The organism is Nocardia sp. NPDC050435 (assembly GCF_040655395.1).
Classification (GTDB): Bacteria; Actinomycetota; Actinomycetes; order Mycobacteriales; family Mycobacteriaceae; genus Nocardia.
In genome coordinates, this window is sequence record NZ_JBFAJW010000003.1 from 246,672 (window position 1) to 270,610 (window position 23,939).

24 protein-coding genes and 1 tRNA gene are annotated in these 23,939 nt (G+C 71.1%); 12 read left to right on the forward strand and 13 right to left on the reverse strand.

Annotated elements, in window-relative coordinates; genetic code table 11:
* Positions 1-53 precede the first annotated feature (53 nt).
* Positions 54-917, forward strand: coding sequence for an NAD-dependent protein deacetylase (locus AB0I43_RS09570; protein ID WP_356971201.1), 864 nt, complete (start codon positions 54-56; stop codon positions 915-917).
* Positions 918-929: 12 nt separating this feature from the next.
* Here the strand turns inward: AB0I43_RS09570 and AB0I43_RS09575 are convergent, their stop codons facing one another.
* The 4 genes from AB0I43_RS09575 to AB0I43_RS09590 form a co-directional block, all read right to left on the reverse strand.
* Complete coding sequence (locus AB0I43_RS09575) at positions 930-1,271, reverse strand: hypothetical protein (RefSeq protein ID WP_356971200.1); 342 nt, start codon at positions 1,269-1,271, stop codon at positions 930-932.
* 64 nt (positions 1,272-1,335) lie between these two features.
* Positions 1,336-2,268 carry a hypothetical protein gene (locus tag AB0I43_RS09580; RefSeq protein WP_356971199.1) on the reverse strand — a complete coding sequence of 311 codons (933 nt, stop codon included), beginning with the start codon at positions 2,266-2,268 and terminating at the stop codon, positions 1,336-1,338.
* A gap of 162 nt (positions 2,269-2,430) precedes the next feature.
* Positions 2,431-2,868 carry a hypothetical protein gene (locus AB0I43_RS09585; protein WP_356971198.1) on the reverse strand — a complete coding sequence of 146 codons (438 nt, stop codon included), beginning with the start codon at positions 2,866-2,868 and terminating at the stop codon, positions 2,431-2,433.
* Between the two features lie 87 nt (positions 2,869-2,955).
* Positions 2,956-3,393 (reverse strand): MarR family winged helix-turn-helix transcriptional regulator, encoded by a 438-nt coding sequence (locus AB0I43_RS09590; protein ID WP_356971196.1) that lies wholly within the window; start codon positions 3,391-3,393, stop codon positions 2,956-2,958.
* A gap of 195 nt (positions 3,394-3,588) precedes the next feature.
* Here AB0I43_RS09590 and AB0I43_RS09595 point away from each other — a divergent pair, with 195 nt between their 5' ends.
* From AB0I43_RS09595 to AB0I43_RS09605, 3 genes are all read left to right on the forward strand, one after another.
* Entirely contained in the window at positions 3,589-4,749 is a 1,161-nt protein-coding gene (locus AB0I43_RS09595; protein ID WP_356971194.1) for an SMI1/KNR4 family protein, read from the forward strand.
* An 84-nt stretch (positions 4,750-4,833) separates the two neighbouring features.
* Entirely contained in the window at positions 4,834-5,694 is an 861-nt protein-coding gene (locus tag AB0I43_RS09600) for a LuxR C-terminal-related transcriptional regulator (protein ID WP_356971192.1), read from the forward strand.
* A 110-nt stretch (positions 5,695-5,804) separates the two neighbouring features.
* Positions 5,805-7,421: an AMP-binding protein gene (locus tag AB0I43_RS09605; RefSeq protein WP_356971191.1), complete on the forward strand. Its 1,617-nt coding sequence runs from the start codon at positions 5,805-5,807 to the stop codon at positions 7,419-7,421.
* Here the strand turns inward: AB0I43_RS09605 and AB0I43_RS09610 are convergent.
* Complete coding sequence (locus tag AB0I43_RS09610) at positions 7,381-8,373, reverse strand: DMT family transporter (protein ID WP_356971189.1); 993 nt, start codon at positions 8,371-8,373, stop codon at positions 7,381-7,383. The genes AB0I43_RS09605 and AB0I43_RS09610 overlap by 41 nt on opposite strands.
* A 38-nt stretch (positions 8,374-8,411) precedes the next feature.
* Between AB0I43_RS09610 and AB0I43_RS09615 the strand changes: the two genes are divergently transcribed.
* Together AB0I43_RS09615 and AB0I43_RS09620 are read left to right on the forward strand one after the other, a co-directional pair.
* Positions 8,412-8,942: a CGNR zinc finger domain-containing protein gene (locus tag AB0I43_RS09615; protein ID WP_356971187.1), complete on the forward strand. Its 531-nt coding sequence runs from the start codon at positions 8,412-8,414 to the stop codon at positions 8,940-8,942.
* 68 nt (positions 8,943-9,010) lie between these two features.
* Positions 9,011-10,336 (forward strand): bifunctional o-acetylhomoserine/o-acetylserine sulfhydrylase, encoded by a 1,326-nt coding sequence (locus AB0I43_RS09620; protein WP_356971185.1) that lies wholly within the window; start codon positions 9,011-9,013, stop codon positions 10,334-10,336.
* Between the two features lies 1 nt (position 10,337).
* Here the strand turns inward: AB0I43_RS09620 and AB0I43_RS09625 are convergent, their stop codons facing one another.
* The 3 genes from AB0I43_RS09625 to AB0I43_RS09635 form a co-directional block, all read right to left on the reverse strand.
* A complete protein-coding gene (locus AB0I43_RS09625; protein WP_356971183.1) occupies positions 10,338-11,156 on the reverse strand; it encodes an MBL fold metallo-hydrolase in 819 nt (272 codons plus the stop codon).
* A 95-nt stretch (positions 11,157-11,251) separates the two neighbouring features.
* Positions 11,252-12,217 carry an alpha/beta hydrolase gene (locus AB0I43_RS09630; protein WP_356971181.1) on the reverse strand — a complete coding sequence of 322 codons (966 nt, stop codon included), beginning with the start codon at positions 12,215-12,217 and terminating at the stop codon, positions 11,252-11,254.
* Between the two features lie 30 nt (positions 12,218-12,247).
* A complete protein-coding gene (locus AB0I43_RS09635) occupies positions 12,248-13,138 on the reverse strand; it encodes an alpha/beta hydrolase (protein ID WP_356971180.1) in 891 nt (296 codons plus the stop codon).
* Between the two features lie 95 nt (positions 13,139-13,233).
* On the opposite strand from AB0I43_RS09635, the gene AB0I43_RS09640 reads away from it, so the two are divergent.
* Entirely contained in the window at positions 13,234-14,262 is a 1,029-nt protein-coding gene (locus AB0I43_RS09640) for a helix-turn-helix domain-containing protein (protein WP_356971178.1), read from the forward strand.
* 264 nt (positions 14,263-14,526) lie between these two features.
* Here AB0I43_RS09640 and AB0I43_RS09645 read toward each other — a convergent pair whose 3' ends face one another.
* The 3 genes from AB0I43_RS09645 to AB0I43_RS09655 all read right to left on the reverse strand — a co-directional run bounded on the left by AB0I43_RS09645 (position 14,527) and on the right by AB0I43_RS09655 (position 17,183).
* A complete protein-coding gene (locus AB0I43_RS09645) occupies positions 14,527-15,351 on the reverse strand; it encodes a hypothetical protein (protein WP_356971177.1) in 825 nt (274 codons plus the stop codon).
* The gene (locus tag AB0I43_RS09650; RefSeq protein ID WP_356971176.1) at positions 15,348-16,097 is read right to left on the reverse strand and encodes a DUF4239 domain-containing protein; all 750 of its coding nucleotides are present in this window, start codon (positions 16,095-16,097) and stop codon (positions 15,348-15,350) included. Before AB0I43_RS09650 ends, AB0I43_RS09645 begins: the two co-directional genes overlap by 4 nt.
* Positions 16,098-16,703: 606 nt before the next feature.
* A complete protein-coding gene (locus AB0I43_RS09655) occupies positions 16,704-17,183 on the reverse strand; it encodes a nitroreductase family deazaflavin-dependent oxidoreductase (protein WP_356971175.1) in 480 nt (159 codons plus the stop codon).
* Positions 17,184-17,292: 109 nt separating this feature from the next.
* On the opposite strand from AB0I43_RS09655, the gene AB0I43_RS09660 reads away from it, so the two are divergent.
* The 3 genes from AB0I43_RS09660 to AB0I43_RS09670 all read left to right on the forward strand — a co-directional run bounded on the left by AB0I43_RS09660 (position 17,293) and on the right by AB0I43_RS09670 (position 19,598).
* Positions 17,293-17,973: a TetR/AcrR family transcriptional regulator C-terminal domain-containing protein gene (locus AB0I43_RS09660; protein WP_356971174.1), complete on the forward strand. Its 681-nt coding sequence runs from the start codon at positions 17,293-17,295 to the stop codon at positions 17,971-17,973.
* 101 nt (positions 17,974-18,074) lie between these two features.
* On the forward strand, positions 18,075-18,485 hold the full coding sequence (locus AB0I43_RS09665) for a hypothetical protein (protein WP_356971172.1): 411 nt from the start codon (positions 18,075-18,077) through the stop codon (positions 18,483-18,485).
* A 144-nt stretch (positions 18,486-18,629) separates the two neighbouring features.
* Positions 18,630-19,598 carry an NAD(P)H nitroreductase gene (locus tag AB0I43_RS09670; protein WP_356971170.1) on the forward strand — a complete coding sequence of 323 codons (969 nt, stop codon included), beginning with the start codon at positions 18,630-18,632 and terminating at the stop codon, positions 19,596-19,598.
* On the opposite strand, the gene AB0I43_RS09675 is transcribed toward AB0I43_RS09670, so the two are convergent.
* Complete coding sequence (locus AB0I43_RS09675) at positions 19,599-20,246, reverse strand: response regulator transcription factor (protein ID WP_356971169.1); 648 nt, start codon at positions 20,244-20,246, stop codon at positions 19,599-19,601.
* A 223-nt stretch (positions 20,247-20,469) separates the two neighbouring features.
* Positions 20,470-20,543, reverse strand: a tRNA-Arg gene (locus AB0I43_RS09680).
* Between the two features lie 190 nt (positions 20,544-20,733).
* On the opposite strand from AB0I43_RS09680, the gene AB0I43_RS09685 reads away from it, so the two are divergent.
* Together AB0I43_RS09685 and AB0I43_RS09690 are read left to right on the forward strand one after the other, a co-directional pair.
* Positions 20,734-22,776, forward strand: a complete 2,043-nt coding sequence (locus AB0I43_RS09685) for a cytochrome c oxidase assembly protein (RefSeq protein WP_356971167.1) — start codon at positions 20,734-20,736, stop codon at positions 22,774-22,776.
* A 40-nt stretch (positions 22,777-22,816) separates the two neighbouring features.
* Positions 22,817-23,764, forward strand: a complete 948-nt coding sequence (locus tag AB0I43_RS09690) for a threonine/serine dehydratase (protein ID WP_357431683.1) — start codon at positions 22,817-22,819, stop codon at positions 23,762-23,764.
* Positions 23,765-23,939: the final 175 nt, after the last annotated feature.

Below are 23,939 nucleotides of genomic sequence, written 5' to 3' on the forward strand. Positions count from 1 at the left end.
GGGCTCCGGAGCCGGTAGCCGTGCGGACGCGTCGGATCCGTACCCTGAAATCCATGCCGGACATCTCGCTCCCGGGCCGCCCCGAGGCGGAGCACGCGGCGCTGCTGGAGCTGCTCTCCGGTCGCCGCGTCGCCGTGCTGACCGGCGCCGGATTGTCCACCGACAGCGGCATCCCGGACTATCGCGGACCGGCGTCCCCGCCCCGCACTCCGATGACCTACCAGCAGTTCGTCGGCGATCCGGTCTTCCGGCAGCGGTATTGGGCCCGCAATCACATCGGCTGGCGGCGGATGGACGCCGCCCGCCCCAATCTCGGCCACCGCGCCTTGGCCCGGCTGGAGCGGCTGGGCGTGGTGACCGGCCTGATCACCCAGAACGTGGACCTGCTGCACACCAAGGCCGGGCACCGCGAGGTCATCGACCTGCACGGCACCTACGCGCGCGTGCGCTGTCTCGGCTGCTCGGCGCTGATCTCCCGGATGACGCTGGCCGACCGCCTGGAGGCCGCGAACCCGGGCTTCGTCACCGCGGCCACGGCGACCGGCGTCGAGGTGGCGCCCGACGCCGACGCGGTGGTCGAGGACACCGAGTCCTTCCGGATGGTCGACTGCGCGCGCTGCGGCGGCCTGCTCAAACCCGACATCGTCTATTTCGGCGAGAACGTCCCGCGCGAGCGCGTCGCCGCCGCCTACGAGGTGGTGGAGTCCGCCGACCTGCTCCTGGTCGCCGGGTCCTCGCTGACGGTGATGTCGGGGCTGCGCTTCGTCCGGCACGCCGCGAAGCGAGGGCAACCGGTCGTCATCCTGAACCGCGGGCGCACGCGGGGCGACGAGCTGGCGGCGCTGCGCCTGGACGCGGGCTGCTCCAGCACGCTGTCGGCGCTCGCCGAGCACACCACCCTCGCGCACGCGCGCTGATCGGCACGCGGGTCAGTTGGTGGTGATGCCCGTCGCGACCTTCACGACGACGTTCTCGGCGGTGACCTCCTGCACGGTGACGTTGAACCCGTCGGCGGGCTGGGTGTCGCCCACGGGGACGTCGACCTGCTGACCGCCGACCTTCAGGGTGACCGTATTGCCGTTCACCGCGACGAGTTCCGCGTCGATGCCCAGCACCGAGGCCTTCGCGTTCACCCCGCGATCGAAGGTGATGGTGCAGCCGCTGAGCTGGCACTCGGTCTTGCTGCCCGCTCCCTCGGCCGAGCAGGCGGCCGCGCCGAAGGTGGCCGTCAGGGCGAACAGGGACAGGGCGATCAGCCGTCGAACTTTCACGCCGCCCAGTCTAGGTCGCGGGGCGCCGAATGGGACGAACCCGGCATCGGCGCGGGATATCGGATCAGCCGGACGAAACCCGGGCCAGCTCGGTCACCGTGCCCAGATAGCTGGTGGCGTACAGCGCGTTCGGATCCCAGCCCGGTCCCGCGCCGAACTCGACCGAGGTGGTCAGCGGCAGGTCGGCGGCGACGGTGCAGAACGCGCCGGTGGCCGGATCCAGCCGGACCACCGCGCCGCCGACGCTGAGCGCCAGGTAGACGGCGCCGTCCGGGCCGACGGTGAGATCGTCGCCGCCGTTGAGCGGCCCGAAGCCCGGCAGGGTGAACAGCTTCGGATCGGAGCCGGGGCGATCGATGTCGTACATCGCGACGGTGGTGGTGGGTGCGAAGGTGGTCGAGACGAACAACCGGCGGCGTTCGGCGTCGTAGGAGACGCCGTTGGTCGACGTCAGCTCGGCGAACGGCCCGGCGTAGGAACCGTTGCGCACCAGCGATACTCGCTGCTCCGGACCCATGTCGGAGGTGAAGACGAACTCGCCGCCGGGCAACCGCGCGAGGCCGTTGGGCAGTCGCAGGTTCGCCGCGACGGTGGCGATCGCGCCGGTGTTCAGGTCGAGGGACTCGATGCTGCCGTCGGCCCGGCCCGCCAGCGCCGAGGACACGCCGAGTCCGGTTGTGTAGTAGGCGATGTCGCCCGAGACCAGGATCGCGCCGGGGCCGTCGACCCTGGCGACGGTGCTGCGGGCGCCGTCGGCGCCGAGCCGCCGGATCGCGCCGGGCCCGTCGGCCGATTGGTCCGACAGCAGCAGGCCGCCGCGACCGTCGAATCCCAAGCCCTCCAGCATGGTGTAGCCGGAGGCCACGACCGAACTGCTCCAGGCTCCGCACCCCGGGGCGGGTGCGGCGACCGCGCTGGGCGCACCGCCGGACAGGGTGAGCGCCGCGCTGGTCAGGGTCGTCAACGCCGAAACGGCAACGCTGCCACGAAAACTCATGTCGATGCCTCATCTCGGCCTGCGTCGGCCAAGGCCGGCGCTGTGAATTTCGGTGAACGGCGGGCGGCCGCATCGAAACGCGATGTGGCGCAAGACATGTGGAAACCGTAGCCGGGCCGTCGTCGCGGCGCAATATAGGAAAGAGTTATTCTCGAAATCGGCTCAGGCGCCGGGCCGGACGATCATGAGCACGACGACCACGGTCCACAGCAGGTTGTAGATCCCGGCCAGCATGGACAGCGCGCGCAATTGCGCGCCGTCGTCGGGCGCGGCCAGGGCGCTGCGCTGCATCGGATGGATCTGCACGGCGAGCAGCCCGCCCGCCACCGCCGTGATGATCATCGCCGCGGTGATCCAGCTCTCGCCGAGTCGCCCCTGCACGGCGGCCAGCACGATGCCGAGCGCCGGGACGACGAGGCCGAGCGCGGCGTAGGTGCCGGTGATCCGGTGCATGGCGCGCGCGACGCCGAGGCTGCGCTCGGAATCCGGCGGTGCGTCGAGCATGGGGGCGTAGCGCGGGAACAGGCTGGTGGCGACCGCCGAGCCGCCCACGAACACGATCCCCGCCAGCACGTGGAGAGACAGCAGTACGTGGTCCACGGGGCGACCTCCCTTCCTTCAATGTGGTTGAAGCCTAGCGCAAGCTTCAGTCATATTGAAGGTTGTGTCCGGGATCGCCGGGACGGCTCAGGGCGCGGCGAAGGCCGCGAGGATCGCGGCGCCGACCTTGCGCAGGATCGGATCCGACTCCGCTCCGAACAGGCGAGTGTCCACGTCCGACACCACTTTTCGCGCCTGGCCCAGCAGGCGCTGCCCTTTGGCCGTGAGTTCGATCGTCGAGGCCGAACCGGCCCGGGCCGTGCGGTCCCGCACCAGTCCGGCGGTCACCAGCGCTTTCACGGCGTTGTGCACGCTCTGCACGCTCGTGCCCGACATGCGCGCCAGCTCACTGAACGACACTCCCGGCAGTCCGGAGATGTGGCCGAGCAGCCCGAGCCGGGCGATCGTGAGATCCAGTGGCGCGAGACCGGCCACCAGTTCGGTCTCCACCTTGCGCGCCAGCGTCAGCACGATGATCGACGGACTGGTGACGGGGGGAGTCGGCCGGGCATTGTCGGTGGTCACGAAATCAGTTTCCCGCACCGCGGCGCCGCGAGCGCCGTACGGTCCGGGACCTGATCTGCGGATTCGCTGAAAAGTAACTCCCAGGACCGCCGCGCCCGACTTAGACACGCCGATTTGCCTGGCCACGGCTACCCGCCCCAGCCGGGGAAGCTAGCTAGGCTCCCGCTGGTAGCAAACAGCCAGCGAAGGAGTCGGATGGGCGCGGCCGTGGGACGGGAGGCATGGCGGGAACTGATCGGCCAGATGGTGGTCCAGAAGAGACGCCTGGTCGAGTTCCGGGAGTACGAATCCGATACTCGGCCGAATCCGGGGGCCAGTGAGGCGGATCTGCGGGCGGCCGAGCTGCGGCTGGGCCGGGAGCTGGACCCCCAGTACCGCGAGCTGCTCTCGGTGGCCGACGGGTGGGAGTACTTCGACCTGTCCTATTCGCTGCTCGGCACCGAGGACATCGGCGCGGGCGCGCGCTGGGCCGCGGGACTCATGCAGGCCGACATCTGGTTCGACGATGAAGAGTGGGCCGAGGAAGTCGGCGCTCCCAACGAGCCCGAGCAGTATCAGCTGGTCGTCGAGAACGACATCGGCTACGCCGGCAACATCTTCCTCTTCGCCGGCCGGGCCACCCGCCTGGGCACCGGCGCGGCGGTGCCCCTACCGCCGGAGATGACCTACCCCGATCTCTACAGCTTCTTCAGCGCCGAGCTGGACAGCATGATCGCCGAGGCCGATCAGGCCACGCTCGGCGAATACTCCGAACCCTGGTGGGGTCGCAACCTGCGCACCCATCCGCCGACGCTCGCCGAGATCGTCGGCAAGATCGCCGAACTGCATGCCCTCGGCCGCCCGGACAGCCCGTCTCCGCTGCAACCCGGCGCCTCCGACTACGAACTGGCCCTGCTGCATCGCAATCTGGGCGGCTGCCTGCATCCGGAACACCGCGAGCTGCTCTCGGTGTCGAACGGTTTGCGCACCCCCTACCACGGCGTCGGCGATATTCTCTCGGTCGAGGAGATCCTGGACGGCGCGCGGTGGCGGGACATGCTGGTGCGCAAGCAGATCGAGGACGACCGCTGCTACCACGACCAGGTCCTCTACCGGCGGGATTCGGATCTGCCCGACCCCGATCCGCTGGCCCCGGTCGCCGAGCGCATCGGACTCATCCCGGCGGTGCCGTTCGCGATCTCCGGCACCGATCCGCAGGGCATCGATGTCCGCGACGGTTTCGTTCGCGATCTGCTCATGGACGACACGGTGTCGCGCGGCGCGCGCCGCAGTTCGGCCGGAACCGTGCGGGCCCACCTGCTGCACGCCTGCTGGCGGATCTGGTGGGAGATCGGGTGCCCGAGCCGGGTCTCCTAGGCTCGGGAGACCGCAAAGACAGGACATCGTCGCAGCGCCGGACTTAGCATCCGAGTGGCCGGCCGCCGCACGAAGGGATCGCCGATGATCGAGACACAGGCCGCGCTGCGCCCGAGCGACGACGACGCGCTGCGCGCGGAGCTGCGCCGGATCGTGCGGGAGCTGGCGGCTCCGGTCGTCTTCGGCGGCGTCGTGCGGGCCGGCGCGATGCTGACCCTGTCGGAGTTCATCGGGACGCGGACCCGCGGCCTGCACGGCCTGCTGGTCGCGCCGGCCAGCGGACTGGGTGGGCGGGTGGTCGCGCTGGGCCGGCCCGCCGGTGTCGCCGACTACGCGAAAGCGCGCTCGATCAGCCACGACTACGACCGGATGGTGGTCGGCGAGGGCATCCGGTCGGTGGTGGCGGTGCCCGTGGTGGTGGGCGGGCAGGCTCGGGCGGTGCTGTACGCGGCGGGCCGCGCGGAACCCGTCGGCGACCGGGCCACCGCGGTCCTGGCCGGCGCCGCGACCCGGCTGGCCACCGAATTCACGATCCGCGACGAGGTGGACCGGCGGGTGCGGATGGCCCGGGCGGCGACCGTCGCCGCGGCCGTCCCCGACGCCGGGCGCACCGAGGAGATCCGCGGCATCCACGCCGAGTTGCGCGGGCTGGCCGGCGCGATCGAGGATCCCGCGCTGCGCCGCAGCCTGGCCGGGCTCTCGGAGCGACTGGCCGCCGTGACCCGGGGCGTGACCGCCGAGCCGGCGGCGGTGGCGCTGTCGCCGCGCGAACTCGACGTGCTCGCCCAGGTTGCCCTCGGCTGCTCGAATATCCAGGCGGCGGAACGACTTTCGCTCGGCACCGAGACGGTGAAGAGCTATCTGCGCAGCGCCATGCGCAAGCTCGGCGCCGGCTCACGGCACGAGGCCGTGGTCTGCGCGCGGCGACTGCGACTGCTGCCGTAGCTCCCCTCATCCGGGGGTAGCAGGCGGGTGATCGGCGTCACTACGGTGCCAACCATTCGCATGCGGTCCGGCATCGCGTGCGCTCGTCCCGTCCGACCAGGAGATAGCTCATGACCGACCCCGCCGTCCGGGTACAGCAGCTGCACGAGCAGTACGGCACGCCGCAGGCGTGCGCGGCCGAGCTGCTGTGCGACCGGCATCCCGCCGCGGCCGTCGCCTTCACCGTCGTCGAAGACGACCTGACGGCAACGGATCTGACCTACGGCGAGCTGCGCGACCGGTCCACCCGGTTCGCCGCGGCGCTGGCCGATCTCGGCGTCGAGCCGGGGGATCGGGTCGGGGTGCTGATGGGCAAGTCCGCCGATCTGGTGACGGTGCTGCTCGGCATCTGGCGGCGCGGCGCGGTGCACGTGCCGCTGTTCACCGCGTTCGCCGCCCCCGCGGTCGCCTTCCGGCTGAGCTCGAGCGCCGCCGCATTCGTGATCGCCGACGCCGATCAGCTGCCGAAACTCGCACCCGGACCGGATATCCCGGCCGACCCGCCGTGGCGGGTGATCGTGGCGGGCAGTGCCGAGGGTGAATTGTCGGTCGGCGCACTGATCTCGCGGTACAGCGCCACGGATCCGCGCGGCGCGGCCGTCCCGGTCGGTCCGGACGGGCTGCTGGTTCAGCTGTACACCAGCGGCACCACCGGAACCCCGAAGGGCGTGCCGGTGCCGCTGCGGGCGCTCGCGAGTTTGCAGCTCTATCAGGAGTTCGGGCTCGACGTGCGGCCGGAGGACGTCTACTGGAACATCGCCGATCCCGGCTGGGCCTACGGCCTGTACTACACCCTGCTCACCCCCATGCTCACCGGCACCCGCAGCCTCCTGTTGCATTCGGGCTTCTCCGCGCCGCTCACCTGGCGGGTGCTCGAGCGTTTCGGCGTCACCAACTTCGCCGCCGCGCCCACCGTCTATCGCGCGCTGCGGGCCGAAAGCGCTACCGCCCCGGCGGGTTTGGCGCTGCGGCGGGCCTCCTCGGCCGGCGAACCCCTGACCCCCGACATTCCCGCCTGGTCGGTCACGACGCTGGGCATCGCGGTGCGCGACCACTACGGCCAGACCGAAACCGGCATGCTGATCGCCAACGCCTGGCAGGACGACGTGCGCGCCGACCCGCGCCCCGGCTCGATGGGCCGGCCGCTGCCCGGATTCGCGCTGGCGATCCTGGCCGCAGACTCCGATCGGGAGCTCGGCCCGCAGGAGGCGGGACGCGTGGTGGTCGACACCCGGCGGAGCCCGGCAATGTGGTTCACCGGTTACCTGGACGCGCCGGAGAAGACCGCCGCGCGCTACACCGGGGACGGCCGCTGGTACATCACCGGCGACGCGGGCCAGCGAGACGCGGACGGCTTCTTCTACTTCTCCGCCCGCGACGACGACGTGATCATCATGGCGGGCTACCGGATCGGGCCCTTCGACGTGGAAAGCGTCCTGGTCCTGCATGATTCGGTGCTCGAGGCCGCGGTCGTCGGTAAGCCGGACGAGCTGCGCGGCGAGGTCGTCGAGGCCTACGTGGTGCTGCGCGCGGGCGTCACGGGTAGCCCGGAGCTGGAAACCGAACTGCGGCAACTGGTGAAGACGAAGTTCGCGGCGCACGCCTACCCGCGCACCGTGCACTTCGTCGACAGCCTGCCCAAGACCCCTAGCGGGAAGGTTCAGCGGTTCCTGTTGCGGCAACGGTGATCCGCTCGGCCTGCCGGTCCGCCGCGTCGAGTTCGCCGCGGCGGACCACCACCACGCCGAGCAGAATCAGTGCGCCGCCGAGCAATTGGATCAGCCGCGGCGCCTCGCCGAGCAGCAGCCAGGCGAAGCTGAGCGCCGCCAGCACCTCGAACAGGGCGACGAAGGAGGCCAGGCGGGAGCCGAGCAGGCGGGTGGCGGCGATCCCGGACACGTAGGCGAAGGCGGCGGTGATCGTGCCGAGCGCGAGCACCGGCAGGTACCAGGGGACCGTGAAGTCCTGGAAGACCACCGGTTCGGTGGTGGCGCGCAGCGGCACCAGGCCGAGCGCACCGGCCGCCAGCAGGGCCAGCCCGCCCAGCAGCAGGCCGCCCGCGGCCAGCACCGTGCCCGGCAAGCTGCCCTCGCCCTGCGCGCCGAGCACGAAATACGCTGCCGCGCCGATCATCGCGATCAGCGCCCACGCGATGCCGACCCAGCTGGCCGCCAGGCCCGAGCGCAGGTCGATGACCAGGATCAGGCCGGTGATGCCGATCAGGCCGCCCGCGACGGTCGCCACGCCCGGGCGCTCGCGATGGCGCAGCCACAACCAGCCCACGACGGCGATCGGCGCGGTGTATTCGATCAGCAGCGCCACCCCGACCTCCATGTGCCGGACCGCGTTGAAGTAGGCCAGCTGTGTGCCCGCGACGGCGAGCAGGCCGTAGGCGGTGATCAGGCCGGCGTGGCGGCGCAGCAGCCGCCACTCGCCGCGCAGGTGCGCCACCGCGATCGGCAGCAGCACGGCGGCGGCGACCAGTACGCGGACGGCGACCGCGGCGGCGGCGCTCCAGCCCGCGTCCATCAGGCCCCGGGCCAGGGCGCCCGAGAGGCCGAACGACGTCGCCGAAGCCAGCGCGACGAAGAGCCCGGTGCGCAGCCGTCGCACCGCGATGTCATGAGTCAAATCCGCCATGGCTAATGACGGTAAGACCGGTTTGGTAATGTGTCAACATGAATTTTGCTCATGACACCGAAGCGTCGCTGGTCGCCGCGGTGGAGCTGGCCAACTCGGCCGAGGAGCCGGACACCCTGACCGAAATCGCGCACCTGGACCGGTTTTTCGCCAAGCACGTCTACACCGGGGCGCACGCCGGGACGGCCGCCGAACTCGACGCGGTCCGCGCCCTGCGCCCGGCGCTGCGCCGCCTGCTCACCAGCGACCGCGACACCACCGTGCGCCTGATCAACGAGACCTTGGCCGAGCACCGCGCGCTGCCCCAGCTGGTCCGGCACGGCGAGGTCGACTACCACATCCACGCGGTCGCGCCGGACGCGCCGCTGCCGGTGCGCATCGCCGTCGAGACGGCCATGGCCATGATCGATCTGGTCCGCGCCGACGACCTGAGCCGCCTGGCGATCTGCGCCGACAGCGCGTGCGCGGGCATCGTGCTCGACCTGTCCCGCAACCGTTCGCGCCGCTACTGCAGCACCACCTGCGGCAACCGCAACGCCGTCGCGGCCTACCGGGCCCGGCGCAGGTGAGCGCCAGTATTGGGTTCACCGCGAAAGAAAGGGTTGCGGCCGGGCTACTCCGTTCCTAGCGTCGTGGAATGAGCGAACCTACCCCCGTGGCCGACCCGACCGCCGACTGGAGTTTCGAGACCAAGCAGGTCCACGTCGGTCAGGTGCCCGATACCAATACGCAGGCCCGTGCCCTGCCCATCTACCAGACCACCTCCTACACCTTCCGCGACACCGCGCACGCCGCCGCGCTGTTCGGGCTGGCCGAGCCGGGCAACATCTACACCCGCATCGGCAACCCGACCCAGGACGCCGTCGAGCAGCGGATCGCGGCGCTGGAGGGCGGCGTGGCCGCGCTGCTGTTGTCCTCCGGGCAGGCCGCCGAGACCTACGCGATCCTGAACCTCGCCGGCGCGGGCGACCACATCGTGTCCAGCCCGCGGCTCTACGGCGGCACCTTCAACCTGTTCCAGTACACGCTGCCGCGGCTGGGCATCGAGGTCTCCTTCGTCGAGGACCCGGACGATCTGGAGCAGTGGCGCGCGGCCGTCCGCCCCAACACCAAGGCCTTCTACGGCGAAACCGTCTCCAATCCGCAGAACCACATCCTCGACATCCCCGGCCTCGCCGAGGTGGCGCACGCCGCCGGGCTGCCGCTGATCGTCGACAACACCGTCGCCACCCCGTACCTGATCCAGCCGATCGCGCTGGGCGCCGACATCGTCGTGCACTCGGCGACGAAGTACCTCGGCGGCCACGGCGCGGCCATCGCGGGCGTGATCGTCGACGGCGGCACCTTCGATTGGACTGTGCGCGCGGGTGATGCGCCGCGCTTCCCCGGCTTCGTGGAGCCGGACCCGAGCTACCACGGCGTGGTCTACGCCGACCTGGGCGCGCCGGCCTTCGCGCTGAAAGCGCGCGTGCAACTGCTGCGCGATCTCGGCGCGGCCATCGCGCCGTTCAACGCGTTCCTGATCAGCCAGGGGCTGGAGACGCTGAGCCTGCGGGTGGAGCGCCACGTCAGCAACGCGCAGGCCGTCGCGGAGTACCTCGAGGCGCGCCCGGAGGTCACCTCCGTCGCCTACGCGGGTCTGCCCTCCTCGCCCTGGTACGAGCGCGCCAAGCAGTTGGCGCCCAAGGGCGCCGGCGCGATCATCGGCTTCGAACTGGCCGGCGGCGTCGACGCGGGCAAGAAGTTCGTCGACGCCCTCACCCTGCACAGCCACGTCGCCAACATCGGCGATGTGCGCTCGCTGGTCATCCACCCGGCCTCGACGACACACTCCCAGCTCAGCCCGGAGCACCAGCTCGCCGCCGGCGTCACCCCCGGCCTGGTCCGGCTGGCGGTCGGCATCGAGGGCATCGAGGACATCCTCGCCGACCTGGGCGCCGGATTCGAGGCGGTGGCCGAGTAGTTCAGGTCAGGTGGTCGAAATCGCCGCGCACCCAGCCGAGGTAGCGGTCCGCCGAGCGGCGGACCGTGGCGCGGGCGTCGGCGTCGATGGTCTTGCCGAAATTGTCGTAGAGGCGGTCGAATTCGAACTCTTCCACCGCCACCGTGACGCGTTCGACCACCGCGGGGGAGAGCGGGATGCGGTTGGGGTAGCTGCGCATGAAGGCGACGGAGGCGCGGTCGGGGTTGGCCTGCACGGTGTCCGCGCTGAACAGCACACCCCGGCCGCCGGCCCCGGCGGCCCAGTGCAGCACCGCGCTGCCGGGAAAGTGCCCGCCCAGCTGCCGCACGGTGACGCCGGGCAGCAGGTCGAGCCGCCCGGACCAGGGGCGGATCACGGGGTCCGGGCGCGCGATCCACTCCAGGTCGGCTTCGGCGACGAGAACCGGCACGTCGCCGAGGGCCCGGCTCCACTGCACCTGCACGCCGTAGTGGTGCGGATGACTCGGCACGATCGCCACCACCGGGCCGAGTTCCAGCACCCGGTGCGCGGCGGCGTCGTCGACGAATGCGGTGACATCCCACAGCACATTGCCCGCCGGCGTGCGCAGCAGGTGTGATTCCTGGCCGATGCCGAAGACCGGCTCGGTCCGCAGGCCGAACAGATCCGGTTCCAGCTCCTGGATCGTGACCCGATGCCCCTGTGCCGCAAGCTCTTCGAGCGTGACCCAGTGCTGCCCGTCGGCGGGCATCCACTGCCGCTCGTCGGCGCAGATCCGGCAGATCTCCGCCGCCGCCTCGTGTTCGACCGCGCAGGTCCGGCAGATCTTCCACATAGTCATCCCCTGTTTCTACACACGGCGATCACACGAAGTGGGCCGAACGCGGGCGCGTCGCCGCGAATTCGTCCGCCCCGCGTAACCGCTCGGGTGCGGCGTCAGCTCCGGGCGAGCGGGCCGGTTGTCAGGCGTTCGCCGAGGAAGCCGAGGATGTCGGCGCGCGCGGTACGGGCGGCCGGGACCAGGCCCGGCATGCTCAGGAAGGCGTGTGTGGCCGCGGGGTAGCGGACCAGGGTGACGTCCGTTCCCGCCAGGCGCAGCCGGTCGGCATAGGCGGCGGCTTGGTCTTCCAAGGTGTCCAGGCCCGCCGACAGGATGAGTGCGGGGGCCGAGCTCGGTGGACCGGCGTGCAGCGGCGAGAGCGCGCGGCCGTCGACGGACGCGGGAAGCGCCAAGCGGCGGAACGCGCGGCAGTTGGCGGGGGAGGCGGTCGGCGCGCCCGCGTTCTCGGTGAACGAGGGGTAGTCGAAAAGCCGCTCGGTCCAGTCCAACTGGGGATTGATCAGCACCTGGGCCGCCACCCGGAGCCCGGGGTCGGACGCGGTGCGCGCGGCCAGGGTGGCGCCCGCGCTGGAACCGAGCAGGACCAGCCGGTTCGGGTCCGCGCCCCACCCGGGCGCGAGCTCCGCCAGTCGCGGCACCGCGTCGTGGGCGTCGGTGATCTGGGCGGGCAGCGGATGTTCGGGCGCGAGCCGGTAGTCGACGGAGGCGACCACGGCCGGCAGTCGCGCGGCCAGCCGGGTGAGCAGCCAATCGTCCTGCGCGGGGGTCCCACCGATGAATCCGCCACCGTGGAACGCGACGATCAGCGGCAGCCCCGCGCCGCCCGCGCGGGGGCGGCAGAGCCGGATCCCGAGCTCGCGATCGGGCAGTTCCAGTGTGTGCGTGCCGATGTCGGCGCCGGGGTCGGGCCTGCCGCCGACCAGGCGGCCCAGCGCGCTGTCGAGCTTGCGATTCTGCGCGTGCCGCAGTTCCACGGCCTGCTCGGGCGTGACCGCGTCCCACTCGATCGCCGGGGCTACCGCGGCGAACAGCCGCATCCGCCAGGGCAGTGTGCCTCGCATGAAAGTGCCTTTCGTTGGGTGTTTTCCGGGTCAGGCCAGCGCGCGGCGCAGCACCGCGCCGAGCTCGGCGTTCTGCCGTTGGGAGATCTCGGCCGACAGGATCGCCTGCGAACCGTGGAAAGTGCCGGGCCACTGGTGCAATTCGACCGGCACGCCCGCCTGGAGCAGACGCAGCGCGTAGTCGATGCCCTCGTCCCGGTTCGGGCAGAATTCCGCGGTCGCGATGTAGGCGGGCGGCAGCGCGGACAGGTCGGTGGCTCGCGCCGGCGCGGCATAGGGCGTGGCGGGCGCGACACCGAGATAGTGGCCCCACATCTGGCTCACCTTGCTCCGCGTGACGAACGGTGTATCCGTGAAATGCGTTGCCGACCAAGTGTTCTGGCGGTCGTCGAGGCCGGGCTGATGGAGTAGCTGGAATCGGATCGGCGCGCTCTGCTCGTCCCGCACGCGCAGCGCGACCGCTGCCGCGATGCCCGCGCCGGAGCTGTGGCCGCCGATCGCGATCCGCCCCGGATCCAGGCCCAGTTCCTCGGCCTGCTCGGCCAGCCAGAGCAGCACCGTGTACGCGTCGTCGTGCGCGGCGGGGAACGGGTGCTCCGGAGCCAGCCGGTAGGCGACCGAGACGACCGTCGCGCCGGAGGCCCGGGCCAGGGTGGCGGCCCAGGGGTGCTCGGTCTCCAGATCGCCCATCACGAATCCGCCGCCGTGCAGCCATACGATCGCGCCGCGCGCCTCCTGGGGCCGGTAGATCCGGATCGGGACGGCGGGTTCGCCGGGCACGCTGCGGGTTTCGATGGCCAGACCGCCGGTGTCCACCGGTACCGCGGCCGACAACGCGGCCAATTGCGCCCGCGAGGCCGCGGGATCGGCGAGGTCGGCCGCCGGGAACAGGGCGATGAACGGTTCGAGTTCGGGGTCCATGACGTCAATCCTCGCGACCGGCGGCCACGGGAGCATCCGCCAAACGTCGCGCATTCGGCCGCCCGCACGCGACGATCGCCGCCTATCCTGCAGGAGTGGACGCGTTGATCGTGCGGCTGTCGCAGCTGGATTCCGAGGCCGAGGGCGCGATGCGGGTGGTGATGTTCTACGACACGCTCCTGCGCCGGCGCGTCGATCTCCCGGCGCTGGCCCGGGCCTCGGCCAATCTGGCGGAGTGCGTCGCGGGCATCCGCCTGCACGGCACCGGGCGGGTGGTGCGGTTCGGCCCGGACGGGCGCGAGGTCACCGGTCCCGCGCCCGTGCCCGCCGTGGCGTCGCCGATCGTGCTGGACGAGGAGGAGATCGGCAGCGTCTGGCTGGAGCGCGCGGGTGCACCCCGCGCTCTGGACGACCTGCTGCTGGACCGGCTGGCGATCACCACCGCGGCGGTGGTCGAGCGCTACGGCCCGGCCCGCACCACGATGGCGGATCCGGCGCTGGTGGAGCTGGTGATCAGCGCAGACGCCGACGCGGCCGCCCGGGATCGCGCCTTGCGGCTATTGGGATTTCCGGCCGACGTGCCGGTCCGCGTCGTCGCGGTGCGCTCGCGGCTGCCGCTGGACCGGATCGGCGCGCTGATCTGCCCGGCCCGCCCGGTGAAGGCCGCGACGGTCGGCGACGTCGGCGTCGTGCTGGCCGCGGCGGTCGAGGTCGCCGCCATTCCGGACGGCGTGCGCGCGGGCATCGGCGAGGTCACAGCGCCCGCCGAGTCGTGGCGGCAGGCGCGCACCGCGTTGCGGTTCAGCACCGCGCGCCACCCCGTCGTCTCGCACGCGGAGCTGGGCGTGCTCGGCCTGCTCGCCCAGGTACCCCGGGAAGCGTTGCGCGACAACGCCGATGTCGGCGCGATCGCCGCGATCGGCGCGGACGACCTGGACACCCTGGAGATCTACTGCGCCACCGGTTCGCTGCGCCGCGCCGCGGATTTGCTGCACCTGCACCACAGCAGCGTCGCGCGCCGGCTCGATCAGCTCGGCAAGGCACTGGGTTTCGAGCTCACCGAGCCCGGGGGAGTATTGCGCGCCCGGCTGGCACTGGTTGCCTGGCGGCTGTTGGAGGAGTGACCGGCTCTACTGCGGTTCTGAGTTCAGGCAGCCTGATGCATGGAGTACGCGACGCTGGTTTCGCATCGAGGTGACGAAACATGCTGTGGTGCGGTGCGATACAGCTGCGCTGCCGGACGTGGCGTTCTCGGGAGGGGTGCATGCGACTGCCGATCGGCGACGCCGGGGGCGCGGTCGTAGCGTGACCCAGCCTTTCAGGGCGCGCGTGACAGCCCTGCTCGACCGGTGGCGGCTGTTCAGCCTGCGCGAATTCCGCACGCGCCGCTACCGTGCCCGGCCGCGACTGCGGCCCGCCGACCGGGTGGCGATCACGGCGACGACCATCAAGGTTACCACCGCCAAGGTGCTCAAGCCTTTCGGTTCCACCGCCGGTTCGGGTTCGCCCGCCTCGATCTCGGGCGTCGAGGCCGCCAATCGTCCCGGCACTGCCGGGGTTTCGGGTTCCGGCGACGGTGCGGGAACAGCCACGGGCGCGGCGACCGGGACCAGCGGCGGCAACGCCACGGGCGGGATCAGCAGCGGAATACCGGGCGGCGCCACCGGATCGGGGATGGCCAGCAGGCAGGTCAGCAGCGCACTGCCGGTGAGCGCGCTGCCGACCGCGGCGCTGCCCAGCGCCGATCCGCTCGACCCCACGCCGGAGCCGGTGACCGCGGACCCGGTGAGCAGCCACAGCGCCAGGCTCGGCGACCCGGATCCGCTGGACCCGGCCGACCCCAGCGCCGAACCGGACAGCAGCGCCGACCCGCCGAGTACGGCACTGCCCGCGCAGGCCGTGAGCATGCTGCCGCTGTCCAGCCCGAGCACGACCGGCTCGGCGGCCACCGGCTCGAGCGCCAATTCCTGCGGCTCGGGCTCGGGTACGGGAGCGGGCGCGGGGATGGCGACCGCGGTGGGCGCGGCGGCGGGACCGAGCCGCATCGGTATTCCGGCGGAACCGCTTTCGGGCAGGGCGGCCTCGGGTAGCGCGCTTCCGGTCCCGAGGTCACCGAGGCCGGGCACCTCGGGATCGGCGCCGGAACGCGCACCGCACAGCAGCAGTGCCGCCGTGCAGGCGCTCACCATCACCAGGGCTGGAACGCGTCTCATCGGTGCGACACGGCTTCGACACTGGCGATCCCGGCGGAGATGCGCTGGAACTCGGCATCGGCGTAGTCGAAGGCGTCGGTGGACACCCCTAGCACGCCGGAATAGGGCCGTTCCACGTTGTGGATGGCCAGCACCGTCAAACCGACCACCACGCCCAGCAGCGCCGTCATCGCGAGGCTGCGCATCGTGACCAGGGTGCCGGACAGCACCGGATCCAGCAGCACCAGGATCGCGCCGACCACCAGGGTGATGAACAGGAACGTGGGCAGGGTGCCGCCCGCGTCCAGGGCCCGATCCTGCCGCGCCTCCGAAACCCGGTCGAGGGCCGCCAGGGCGGCGGCCCGGGCCTCCATCACCGTCGCGTCCTCGGAGCGCACCGCCGTCACGGCCGCGCGCAGAGTGTTGAGCATGTCGCCGGTGGATTCGCTGAGCGCGGCATCGCGTTCCATCACATGCCACTCGTCGGTGCGCACCTCGTCGTTGTAGGCGCGCACGCGATCGTTGATGGCGCGATACGGCTCGGGCATGCTGTGCACCGCCTGATACGCGGCGACCAGACCCTTGGCCTCGTCCACCGTGTGATCGTGCGCTGTCTGGTTCTGTTCCCAGCAGATCACGAAAACGAAGGCGACGACCGCGACGAAGAAGGTCTTCACCAGGTCCAGCGCGAGCGGACCGGCCCCCTCGTCGGAGGCGTGCTCCCACGTCTTCGGGCGTAAACGGTTGCCGACCACCAGAACTGCCACTGCGACCACCGCGGAACCGATCGCAACCACTAATACGGGAATCATCGATCTCCAGCCTTCTTACCGAGGGGTTCGACAGCAGGGGGAGCACTACGGTAGCTATTCGCCGCCGAGCTGTCCCTGGATCGGCAACCGCACCGCGAACGGTTACGGAGCCGACTCGTGATCGACCGTAAGTTGTGACGTGTCGGCGGGGCGCGTGTCGCGCCGAGTCGGTCTAGGGGGCAGTGGATCTCGGGTTCTTCGAGATCGGTGCGCTGGGGAAAGATCCGGACAAGCGTGACGTATCTGCTGTCTTCACAGGCTATTTCGCGGGTGATGCCTTATCCTCGTCGCTCGCATAAGCGGGAACCACCCCGCGCCGGTCGGGCGATGCCCTCTCGGGATCTAAACCGGGGCAACGGATGCTGCAACCGGGCTCAGCGATGCCGGATCCAACGTCGCCCGCTCTTTCGCCGATTCTGCCCGGCATTGCGGGCCAACCCCCAGCGAACCCGGCGGTTGGTTGGTTTTCTCCCTCATCGCCGGGTCCACCTGTGCTGGAGCCGTATTGGATGCCGCGGCAGGGTGGGCCGAAAGTGCGCTGCGGCGTCGGTATTCCGGGCGTTACCGCGCGACCGTCAGTCGCAACACATTGTCCACGCCGAATACCCGCCCGGCCAGGCGCTCGCCGCGCGGCAGCTCCCGGGCGACCGAGGCCAGCGGGACCACCTCGGGCTCGGTGACCCGATAGGTCACGCCCTCGTGCACGACCTCCGCCGTGCCGGCCGCGCGCACGTTCTTCAACCAGTCCGGCGTGGTGCCGTAGGGCAGCAGGGTGAGGAAGGTGTCGCCGGCCGCGGCGATGCCGATCGGCGTCGAGTACGGCTTGCCGCTGGAGCGGCCGCGATGCCGGATCACCGAGGCGCTGGCGCCTTGCTGTCCGGCGGTCTTCATGTTGTGCCGATTGGTGAAGCGCCGGTTGAACCGGCGCACCGCCGTGAGCCCGGGCCCGAAGCCCGTGCGCATGGACAGCACCAGGCCGAGCAGCCCGACGAGGACGAGCCCCACCGGGATCCCCGCGACGATCGCGATCCAGATCCACATGATCACACCAACTCTCTTACGTTGTAAGTCCGCTGCGTCCAGCGAAGCATTACAACGTAAGGCTGTCAAGACCTGGGAGCCTTACCGCGTACGGTAAAGTCGGCCGACAATGGCTACCGAGCAACGTCCGCGCCTGAGCCGCGAGCAGATCCTCCGCGCCGCCGTCGCCCGCGCCGATCGCGACGGGGTCGAAGCGGTCACCATGCGCAGCGTCGCCGGCGACCTCGGCGTCGAGGCGATGTCGCTCTATCACCACGTGGCGAACAAGGCCGAACTGCTCGGCGGCATGACCGAGGTGGTGCTCGACGCCATCAACGCCGCGGTCCAGCCGCTGACCGCCGCAACGCCCGGCGACTGGAAACCGGTGCTGCGCCAGCGCATTCTGCGCGCCCGGGAAATCCTGCTGCGCCACCCCTGGGCGCCGGGCCTGATCAGCACGGGCTCCCCGATGACGCTCGCGATGATCACCTACTTCGACGCGGTCATCGGCCTGCTGCGCACCGGCGGCTTCTCCTACGATCTCGCGCACCACGGCCTGCACGCCCTGGGCAGCCGGGCGCTGGGCTTCACCCAGGAACTGTTCGACTCCGCCGGCGAGCAGTCCGACGAGGAGGCGACGGCCATGCTCGCCGCCATGGCCGATCAGTTCCCGAACATCGCGGGCATGATGGCCGAGCCGCCGCACGAGGACACCGACCCCAAGCTCGGCTGGTGCGACGATCAGACCGAATTCGAGTTCGGCCTCGATCTGATCCTCGACGGCCTCGAGCGCCTGCGCGCCGCGGGCTGAGCTTTGCCCCGGGCAGGGTGCAACCGGTGACGGCGCGCCGGAGCGCCGATCCGGGTGGCGTGATCGAGGATCCGGGATATCCCGATGAGAGGAGCTCGATCATGACCCACAGCGCGGACCCGGACAGTCCAGTACGCCAGGGCATCGCGGCCGGAGTGTCGGTCGGCGCCGCGATCCTGCTGCTGATCGCGGGTGTGCTCTCCGTCCTGAACGGCATCTCGGCCGTGGCCAACGACAACCTGTTCGTCGTCGGACCGGACTACACCTACAAATTCGACATCACCGGCTGGGGCTGGTTCCACATCATCGTGGGCGCCATCATGGCCCTCAGCGCCATCGGCCTGATGATGGGCGCCACCTGGGGCAAGGTCGCCGCACTGACCTTCGTCACCGTCTCCATCATCGGCAACTTCCTGTGGCTGCCGTACTACCCGCTCTGGTCCATCCTGATCATCGCCATCGAGATCGTCGTCATCTGGGCGATCACCACCTGGCGCAGCGACCAGATCTGAGTTTCCGCTGGACGGGGGTCCCGAGTTTTCGGGACCTTCGGACCAGTGTTAATTGCCATAAATTTGCGAAGACTGGAATCCGGTGGCGCGCACACCGCGTGATCCGCTCACGCACGCCCACCGGAGAGGACGTCAGCCAATTTCATGAGCTCCGCACAGCCGGACGCCGAGACCCTGCACGCCGCGCTCGACCTGGCGATCCGGGCGCCCTCGGTCCACAACAGCCAGCCCTGGCGCTGGCGGATCACCGGTTCCGCGGTCCAGCTCTGCGCCGATCCCGAGCGGCACCTGCCGGCCACCGATCCGCAACAGCGCGGGCTGATTCTGAGCTGCGGCGCGGCGCTGCACCATCTGCGCGTGGCCATGGCGATGCTCGGCTGGGAGAGCGCGGTCACCTACCTGCCGGAACCCGGCGACCCGGACCACCTGGCCGCCGTCGAATTCACGCCGCGCGAGCCGGTCCGCGCCGATTTCGAACTGTCCGCGGCGGTGCTGCACCGCCGTTCCGACCGCCGGCGCTACACCTCGTGGCGGGTGCCGCCGGGATACATCCGGGCGATCGCCGCCCACGCCTCGCGCAACGGTGCCGTCGTCCGGCACGTGCCCGAGGGCCTGCGCGCGCACCTGGCCCGTCCGGCCCGCGAGGCGGTGGACCAGCACGCCGAGGATCCCGAATACCAGCGCGAACTGGCCCGGTGGAGCGGGCGGCGCGGCACCGCCGACGGCGTCCCCGCCGCGAACAGCCCGGTGCCGCACGCCGACGACGAGATTCCGGTGCGCGCGTTCGCCGGACCCGAACTCCCCGACCGCACCCAGCATCCCGACGCCGCCGAATGGCTGGTGCTCTGCACGGCCGCCGACGACCGCCGTTCTCGGCTGCGCGCCGGTGAAGCCATCAGCGCGGCGCTGCTGACCGCGACCGATCTAGGACTGTCCAGTTGCCTGCAGACCGAGCCGCTCGGGGTGCCGGAGCTGCGCGCCGACATCCGGACCCACGTGCTGCTGGACTGCGCCTACCCCCAGGCGATGGTGCGGGTGGGCTGGGTGCCGACCTGCGCGGCCCCGCTGCCGCACACGCCGCGCCGGCCCGTGGCCGAGGTGGTCGAGACGTAGTCAGGTCTGCGAGTTCGGCAGGCCGAGCTTGGTGGCCAGCACCGCGGCTTCGGTGCGGCCGCCGACCTCCAGCTTCGACAGCAGCTGGGAGACATAGTTCTTCACGGTCTTCTCCGACAGGAACATCCGGCGCGCGATCTGCCGGTTCGTCAGGCCCTCGCCGAGCATGCCGAGCACGGTGCGCTCGCGGTCGGTCAGATTGGCCAGCGGCCCGCTCTCGGCCGCGGCCTGGCTGCGCAGTTGCGCCATCAGCGCCGCGACGGCGCGCTCGTCGAGCAGCGAGCGGCCCGCGCCCACCGCGCGGATCGCGTCGACCAACTCACCGGCGCGGATGTCCTTGACGAAGAAGCCGCTGGCGCCGGCCAGGACCGCGCCGATCATGGATTGCTCGTCGACGTAGGAGGTGAGCATCACGCAGCGCAGCCCGGGCGTGGCGGCGAGCAGATCGCGGCAGAGTTCGACGCCGTTGCCGTCGGGCAGGCGCACATCGAGGACGGCGACATCCGGACGCAGCGGCGGTATGCGCCGCAGCGCCTCCTGGTAGGTGCCCGCATCGCCGATCACTTGCAGATCCGCCGCGCCGCGGAGCAGATCGCGGAGGCCGAGCCGGACGATCTCGTGGTCGTCTACCAGGAACACCGTCGTCACACCGCAGCACCTCCTCGGCTCCGGTGAAAGCCCCGGGCCTCCACCTACCTGCTGTACCCCACGGGGGCACCGCGAAACGAACTGCCGCCTGTAGCGGGAAGTTTGCCAGCTGGCTATACCCGCGCGGCGCGTGCCCGCGGGGAAGTTCCTTGGTGTTTCAGCGCGGAACTGGACGGGTAATCGCCCTCTGGCCTGGCGATGTGCCAGGCCAGAGGGGGTGGAGCGCCCCCGGCAGGAATCGAACCTGCGACCTAGGGATTAGAAGGCCCTTGCTCTATCCAACTGAGCTACGGAGGCAGTGGGTTTCCACCATGGCCGAGTTTGGCCGTGCTGTCTAGCGGCAGGGCAAGTATAGCGACCGTCCAGATCGGTACTTCTTAGCGACGGAAACAATTCTTGCCGTGTCGGACCGGTGCCGGTCCAAGAACAGGTTATCGGCCCAAACCCGGCCGGGCCACGCATTAAGCCTCGAACTACGCTCAGTCGTATGTCGTCACCGCTGGACCCGCACGCCGAAGCAGAGGGATCGGACTCCGCCGGGCCGGGTGCATCGGGAACTTTCGCCGTGGTCACCGCGATCTCGATCGCGATCGCCGCGGTCGTCGCCGCGCTGGTCGTAGGACTTTCCGCGGCCCAGGCCCTGAGTCTGCTCGGCATCCCCGACCCGGGTCCGCTGACAACATACGGCCTGCCCGCCATCCGCGCGCTGGCGGACCTGCTCGCCGCGCTGACCGTCGGCTCGCTGCTGTTCGCCGCGTTCCTGACCCCGCCGCAAGCCAACGGATTGCTGGACGTCGGCGGCTACCGCGCGGTGCGCCGCGCCTCGAATTTCGCCCTGCTGTGGGCCTGCTGCGCCGCGCTGCTGGTCCCGCTGACCGTGTCGGACACCACCGGGCAGACCCTCGACCAGGTTTGGCGCCCCGAACAGCTCTGGCGCGCCATCGGTTTGGTGGATCTGGCGCAGGCCTGGCGGACCACGGTGGTGCTCGCGCTGCTGGTCGCGGTCGGCTGCCGGCTGGCCCTGCGCTGGGGCTGGGCGCCGGTGCTGTTCGGCGGCGCCCTCGTCACCATGATGCCGCTGGCGCTGACCGGGCACTCGTCCTCCGGCGGCGCCCACGACCTGGCGACCAACAGCCTGATCCTGCACCTGATCGCCTGCGCGGTCTGGGTCGGCGGGCTGTTCGCGGTGCTGGCCTACGCGATGCGCGGCGGCGCGCACACGGCGCTCGCGGCCCGCCGGTTCTCGCTGGTCGCGACCATCGCGTTCGTCGTCATCGCGGCCAGCGGCGTGATCAACTCGGTGATCCGGGTGTCCTGGCCGGAACTGTTCGGCAGCACCTACGGCCGGCTGGTCGTGGCCAAGGCCGTCGCGCTGATCGTGCTCGGTGGCATCGGCTACCTGCAGCGCCGCGCCGCGCTACCCGCCCTGGCCGCCGATCCGAAGGACCGGGGCGCGCTGATCCGCTTCGGCGGTGTCGAGGCGCTGATCTTCGCGGCCACCATCGGCCTGGCGGTCGGGCTGGGCCGCACGCCGCCACCGGCGCCGGCCACGGTGCCGACCCCGGCCGAGGTGGAGATCGGCTACAACCTCGCGGGGCCGCCGACGCTGGGCCGGTTGCTCTTCGACTGGCGCTTCGACCTGATCTTCGGCACGCTGGCCCTCGTGGCGGCGGTGGTGTATCTGATGGGTGTGCGCCGCTTGCGTTCGCGCGGTGACGCCTGGCCGGTCGGCCGGACCATCGCGTGGCTGGCGGGCTGCGCGGTGCTGCTGCTGGCCACGTCCTCTGGGGTGGGCCGCTACTCGCCCGCGATGTTCAGCGTGCACATGGTGCAGCACATGGCGCTGTCCATGCTCGCGCCGATCCTGTTCGCGCTCGGCGGCGCGGTCACCCTGGCGTTGCGCGCCCTGCCCGCCGCCGGGAAGACCGGCGCTCCCGGGCCGCGCGAATGGATCCTGGCGGCGGTGCACAATCCGGTGTCGCGGTTCCTCACCCACCCGATCGTCGCCTCGGTCATCTTCGTCGGCGGCTTCTACGCGCTGTACATGGGCGGCATCTACGACTCGGTGGTCGACTCGCACGCCGCGCACCTGCTGATGAACCTGCACTTCCTGCTCAGCGGATATCTCTTCTACTGGGTGGTGATCGGCATCGATCCGAAACCGCGCCGGGTCGAGCCGCTGACCAAGCTGGGCATGGTCTTCGGTTCGCTGCCCTTCCACGCGTTCTTCGGCGTGGCGCTGATGAGCATGACCACGGTCATGGGCGGCTGGTTCTTCCGCAGCCTCGGCCTCGGCTGGAACGTCGACCTGCTCGACGACCAGCGCACCGGCGGCAGCGTGGCCTGGGCCAGCGGCGAGGTGCCGCTGGTGGTGGTCATGCTGGCCCTGCTGATCCAGTGGTCGCGCAGCGACGCGCGCCTGGCCAAGCGCACCGACCGGGCCGCCGAGCGCGACCACGACGCCGACCTCGCCGCGCACAACGCGATGTACGCCGAGCTGGCCAAGCGCGACCGCGGGGTGCGCGAGTGAGCGGGTGCGCGTGACCGATCGCGGGTTGTCCGAGGATCGCGTGGGGGAGAGTGAGACAGCGGGGCGGGTGTCCCGGTCCGATGTGCGCTCGGCACGGCGCAGGCTGACCGGGCGGGTGCGCAAGACACCGGTGTTCCACACCTCGGTGCCCGGGCCGAACGGGCCGGTGCCGGTGACCTTGAAGCTCGAATACCTGCAGCACGGCGGGACGTTCAAGGTGCGCGGCAGTCTGAACGCCCTGCTGGAGTCGGGGAAGTCGGCCGAGCACGTGGTGATCGCCTCCGGCGGCAACGCCGGGATCGCCGCGGCGCTGGCGGCGGCGCAGCTGGGCAAGGGCTGCACGGTGGTGGTCCCGGAGTCGGCGCCGCACACCAAGGTCGCGGCCATGTGGTCCTACGGCGCCGAGGTGCTGTGGCACGGAACGACTTACGCCGAAGCGCACCGTTTCGCCCGGGAACTCGCCCTGGAACGCCGGGCGCTGCAACTGCACGCCTACGACCTGCCCGCGGTGGTCGCCGGGGCCGGTGTGATCGGGCTGGAGCTGGAGGAGCAGGTGCGCGGGCGTCCGCCGGTGCTGGCGGCGGTCGGCGGCGGCGGACTGGTCGCCGGGCTGGCGGCGGCCTTCGGGCGCAGACAGCCGGTGATCGGCGTGGAACCCGAGGGCGTCCCGGCGCTGCACGCGGCGCTGACGGCGAACCGGCCGGTGGAGGTGCGCGCCACCGGACGGGGCGCGCAGGTGCTGGGCGCCACCCGGATCGGCGATATCGCGCTCGACGTGGCGCGCCGCTACGGCGTGCCCTCGCTGCTGGTCACTGACGAGGCCGTCGTCACCGCGCGCGACTACCTGTGGCGGGAGTTCCGCATCGTGGTCGAATTCTCCGGGGCCACCGCGTTCGCCGCGGTGCAGAGCGGCGCGTACGTGCCGGGGCCGGGGGAGCGGCCGGTGGTCGTGCTCTGCGGCGCGAACACCGATCTCGACCTCAACTGAGCGGGCGCATCGTAGTCCTGCACCGGAGCGGACGCCCGGACGGCGAACTGCGAAAGCCCTGGTCACATGCTGTGAAGTGAGGGATCTCCACACTCGGGAGAGTTGTCCCCAAATCGGCTCGGGGAGCTCCGGTCCGGGCCGGCGGCGCGCAGGCTGGAGGAGCCCTCACAGCGGG

What these genes read in the sequence shown, in the direction of transcription:
- AB0I43_RS09665 (WP_356971172.1), top strand. Translation starts at nt 18,075, where the DNA reads ATGACCCACAGCGCGGACCCGGACAGTCCAGTACGCCAGGGCATCGCG.
- AB0I43_RS09570 (WP_356971201.1), top strand. Translation starts at nt 54, where the DNA reads ATGCCGGACATCTCGCTCCCGGGCCGCCCCGAGGCGGAGCACGCGGCG.
- AB0I43_RS09615 (WP_356971187.1), top strand. Translation starts at nt 8,412, where the DNA reads ATGAATTTTGCTCATGACACCGAAGCGTCGCTGGTCGCCGCGGTGGAG.
- AB0I43_RS09620 (WP_356971185.1), top strand. Translation starts at nt 9,011, where the DNA reads ATGAGCGAACCTACCCCCGTGGCCGACCCGACCGCCGACTGGAGTTTC.
- AB0I43_RS09610 (WP_356971189.1), bottom strand. Translation starts at nt 8,373, where the DNA reads ATGGCGGATTTGACTCATGACATCGCGGTGCGACGGCTGCGCACCGGG.
- AB0I43_RS09605 (WP_356971191.1), top strand. Translation starts at nt 5,805, where the DNA reads ATGACCGACCCCGCCGTCCGGGTACAGCAGCTGCACGAGCAGTACGGC.
- AB0I43_RS09645 (WP_356971177.1), bottom strand. Translation starts at nt 15,351, where the DNA reads ATGAGACGCGTTCCAGCCCTGGTGATGGTGAGCGCCTGCACGGCGGCA.
- AB0I43_RS09595 (WP_356971194.1), top strand. Translation starts at nt 3,589, where the DNA reads ATGGGCGCGGCCGTGGGACGGGAGGCATGGCGGGAACTGATCGGCCAG.
- AB0I43_RS09630 (WP_356971181.1), bottom strand. Translation starts at nt 12,217, where the DNA reads ATGCGAGGCACACTGCCCTGGCGGATGCGGCTGTTCGCCGCGGTAGCC.
- AB0I43_RS09635 (WP_356971180.1), bottom strand. Translation starts at nt 13,138, where the DNA reads ATGGACCCCGAACTCGAACCGTTCATCGCCCTGTTCCCGGCGGCCGAC.
- AB0I43_RS09600 (WP_356971192.1), top strand. Translation starts at nt 4,834, where the DNA reads ATGATCGAGACACAGGCCGCGCTGCGCCCGAGCGACGACGACGCGCTG.
- AB0I43_RS09660 (WP_356971174.1), top strand. Translation starts at nt 17,293, where the DNA reads ATGGCTACCGAGCAACGTCCGCGCCTGAGCCGCGAGCAGATCCTCCGC.
- AB0I43_RS09670 (WP_356971170.1), top strand. Translation starts at nt 18,630, where the DNA reads ATGAGCTCCGCACAGCCGGACGCCGAGACCCTGCACGCCGCGCTCGAC.
- AB0I43_RS09580 (WP_356971199.1), bottom strand. Translation starts at nt 2,268, where the DNA reads ATGAGTTTTCGTGGCAGCGTTGCCGTTTCGGCGTTGACGACCCTGACC.
- AB0I43_RS09625 (WP_356971183.1), bottom strand. Translation starts at nt 11,156, where the DNA reads ATGACTATGTGGAAGATCTGCCGGACCTGCGCGGTCGAACACGAGGCG.
- AB0I43_RS09685 (WP_356971167.1), top strand. Translation starts at nt 20,734, where the DNA reads ATGTCGTCACCGCTGGACCCGCACGCCGAAGCAGAGGGATCGGACTCC.
- AB0I43_RS09655 (WP_356971175.1), bottom strand. Translation starts at nt 17,183, where the DNA reads ATGTGGATCTGGATCGCGATCGTCGCGGGGATCCCGGTGGGGCTCGTC.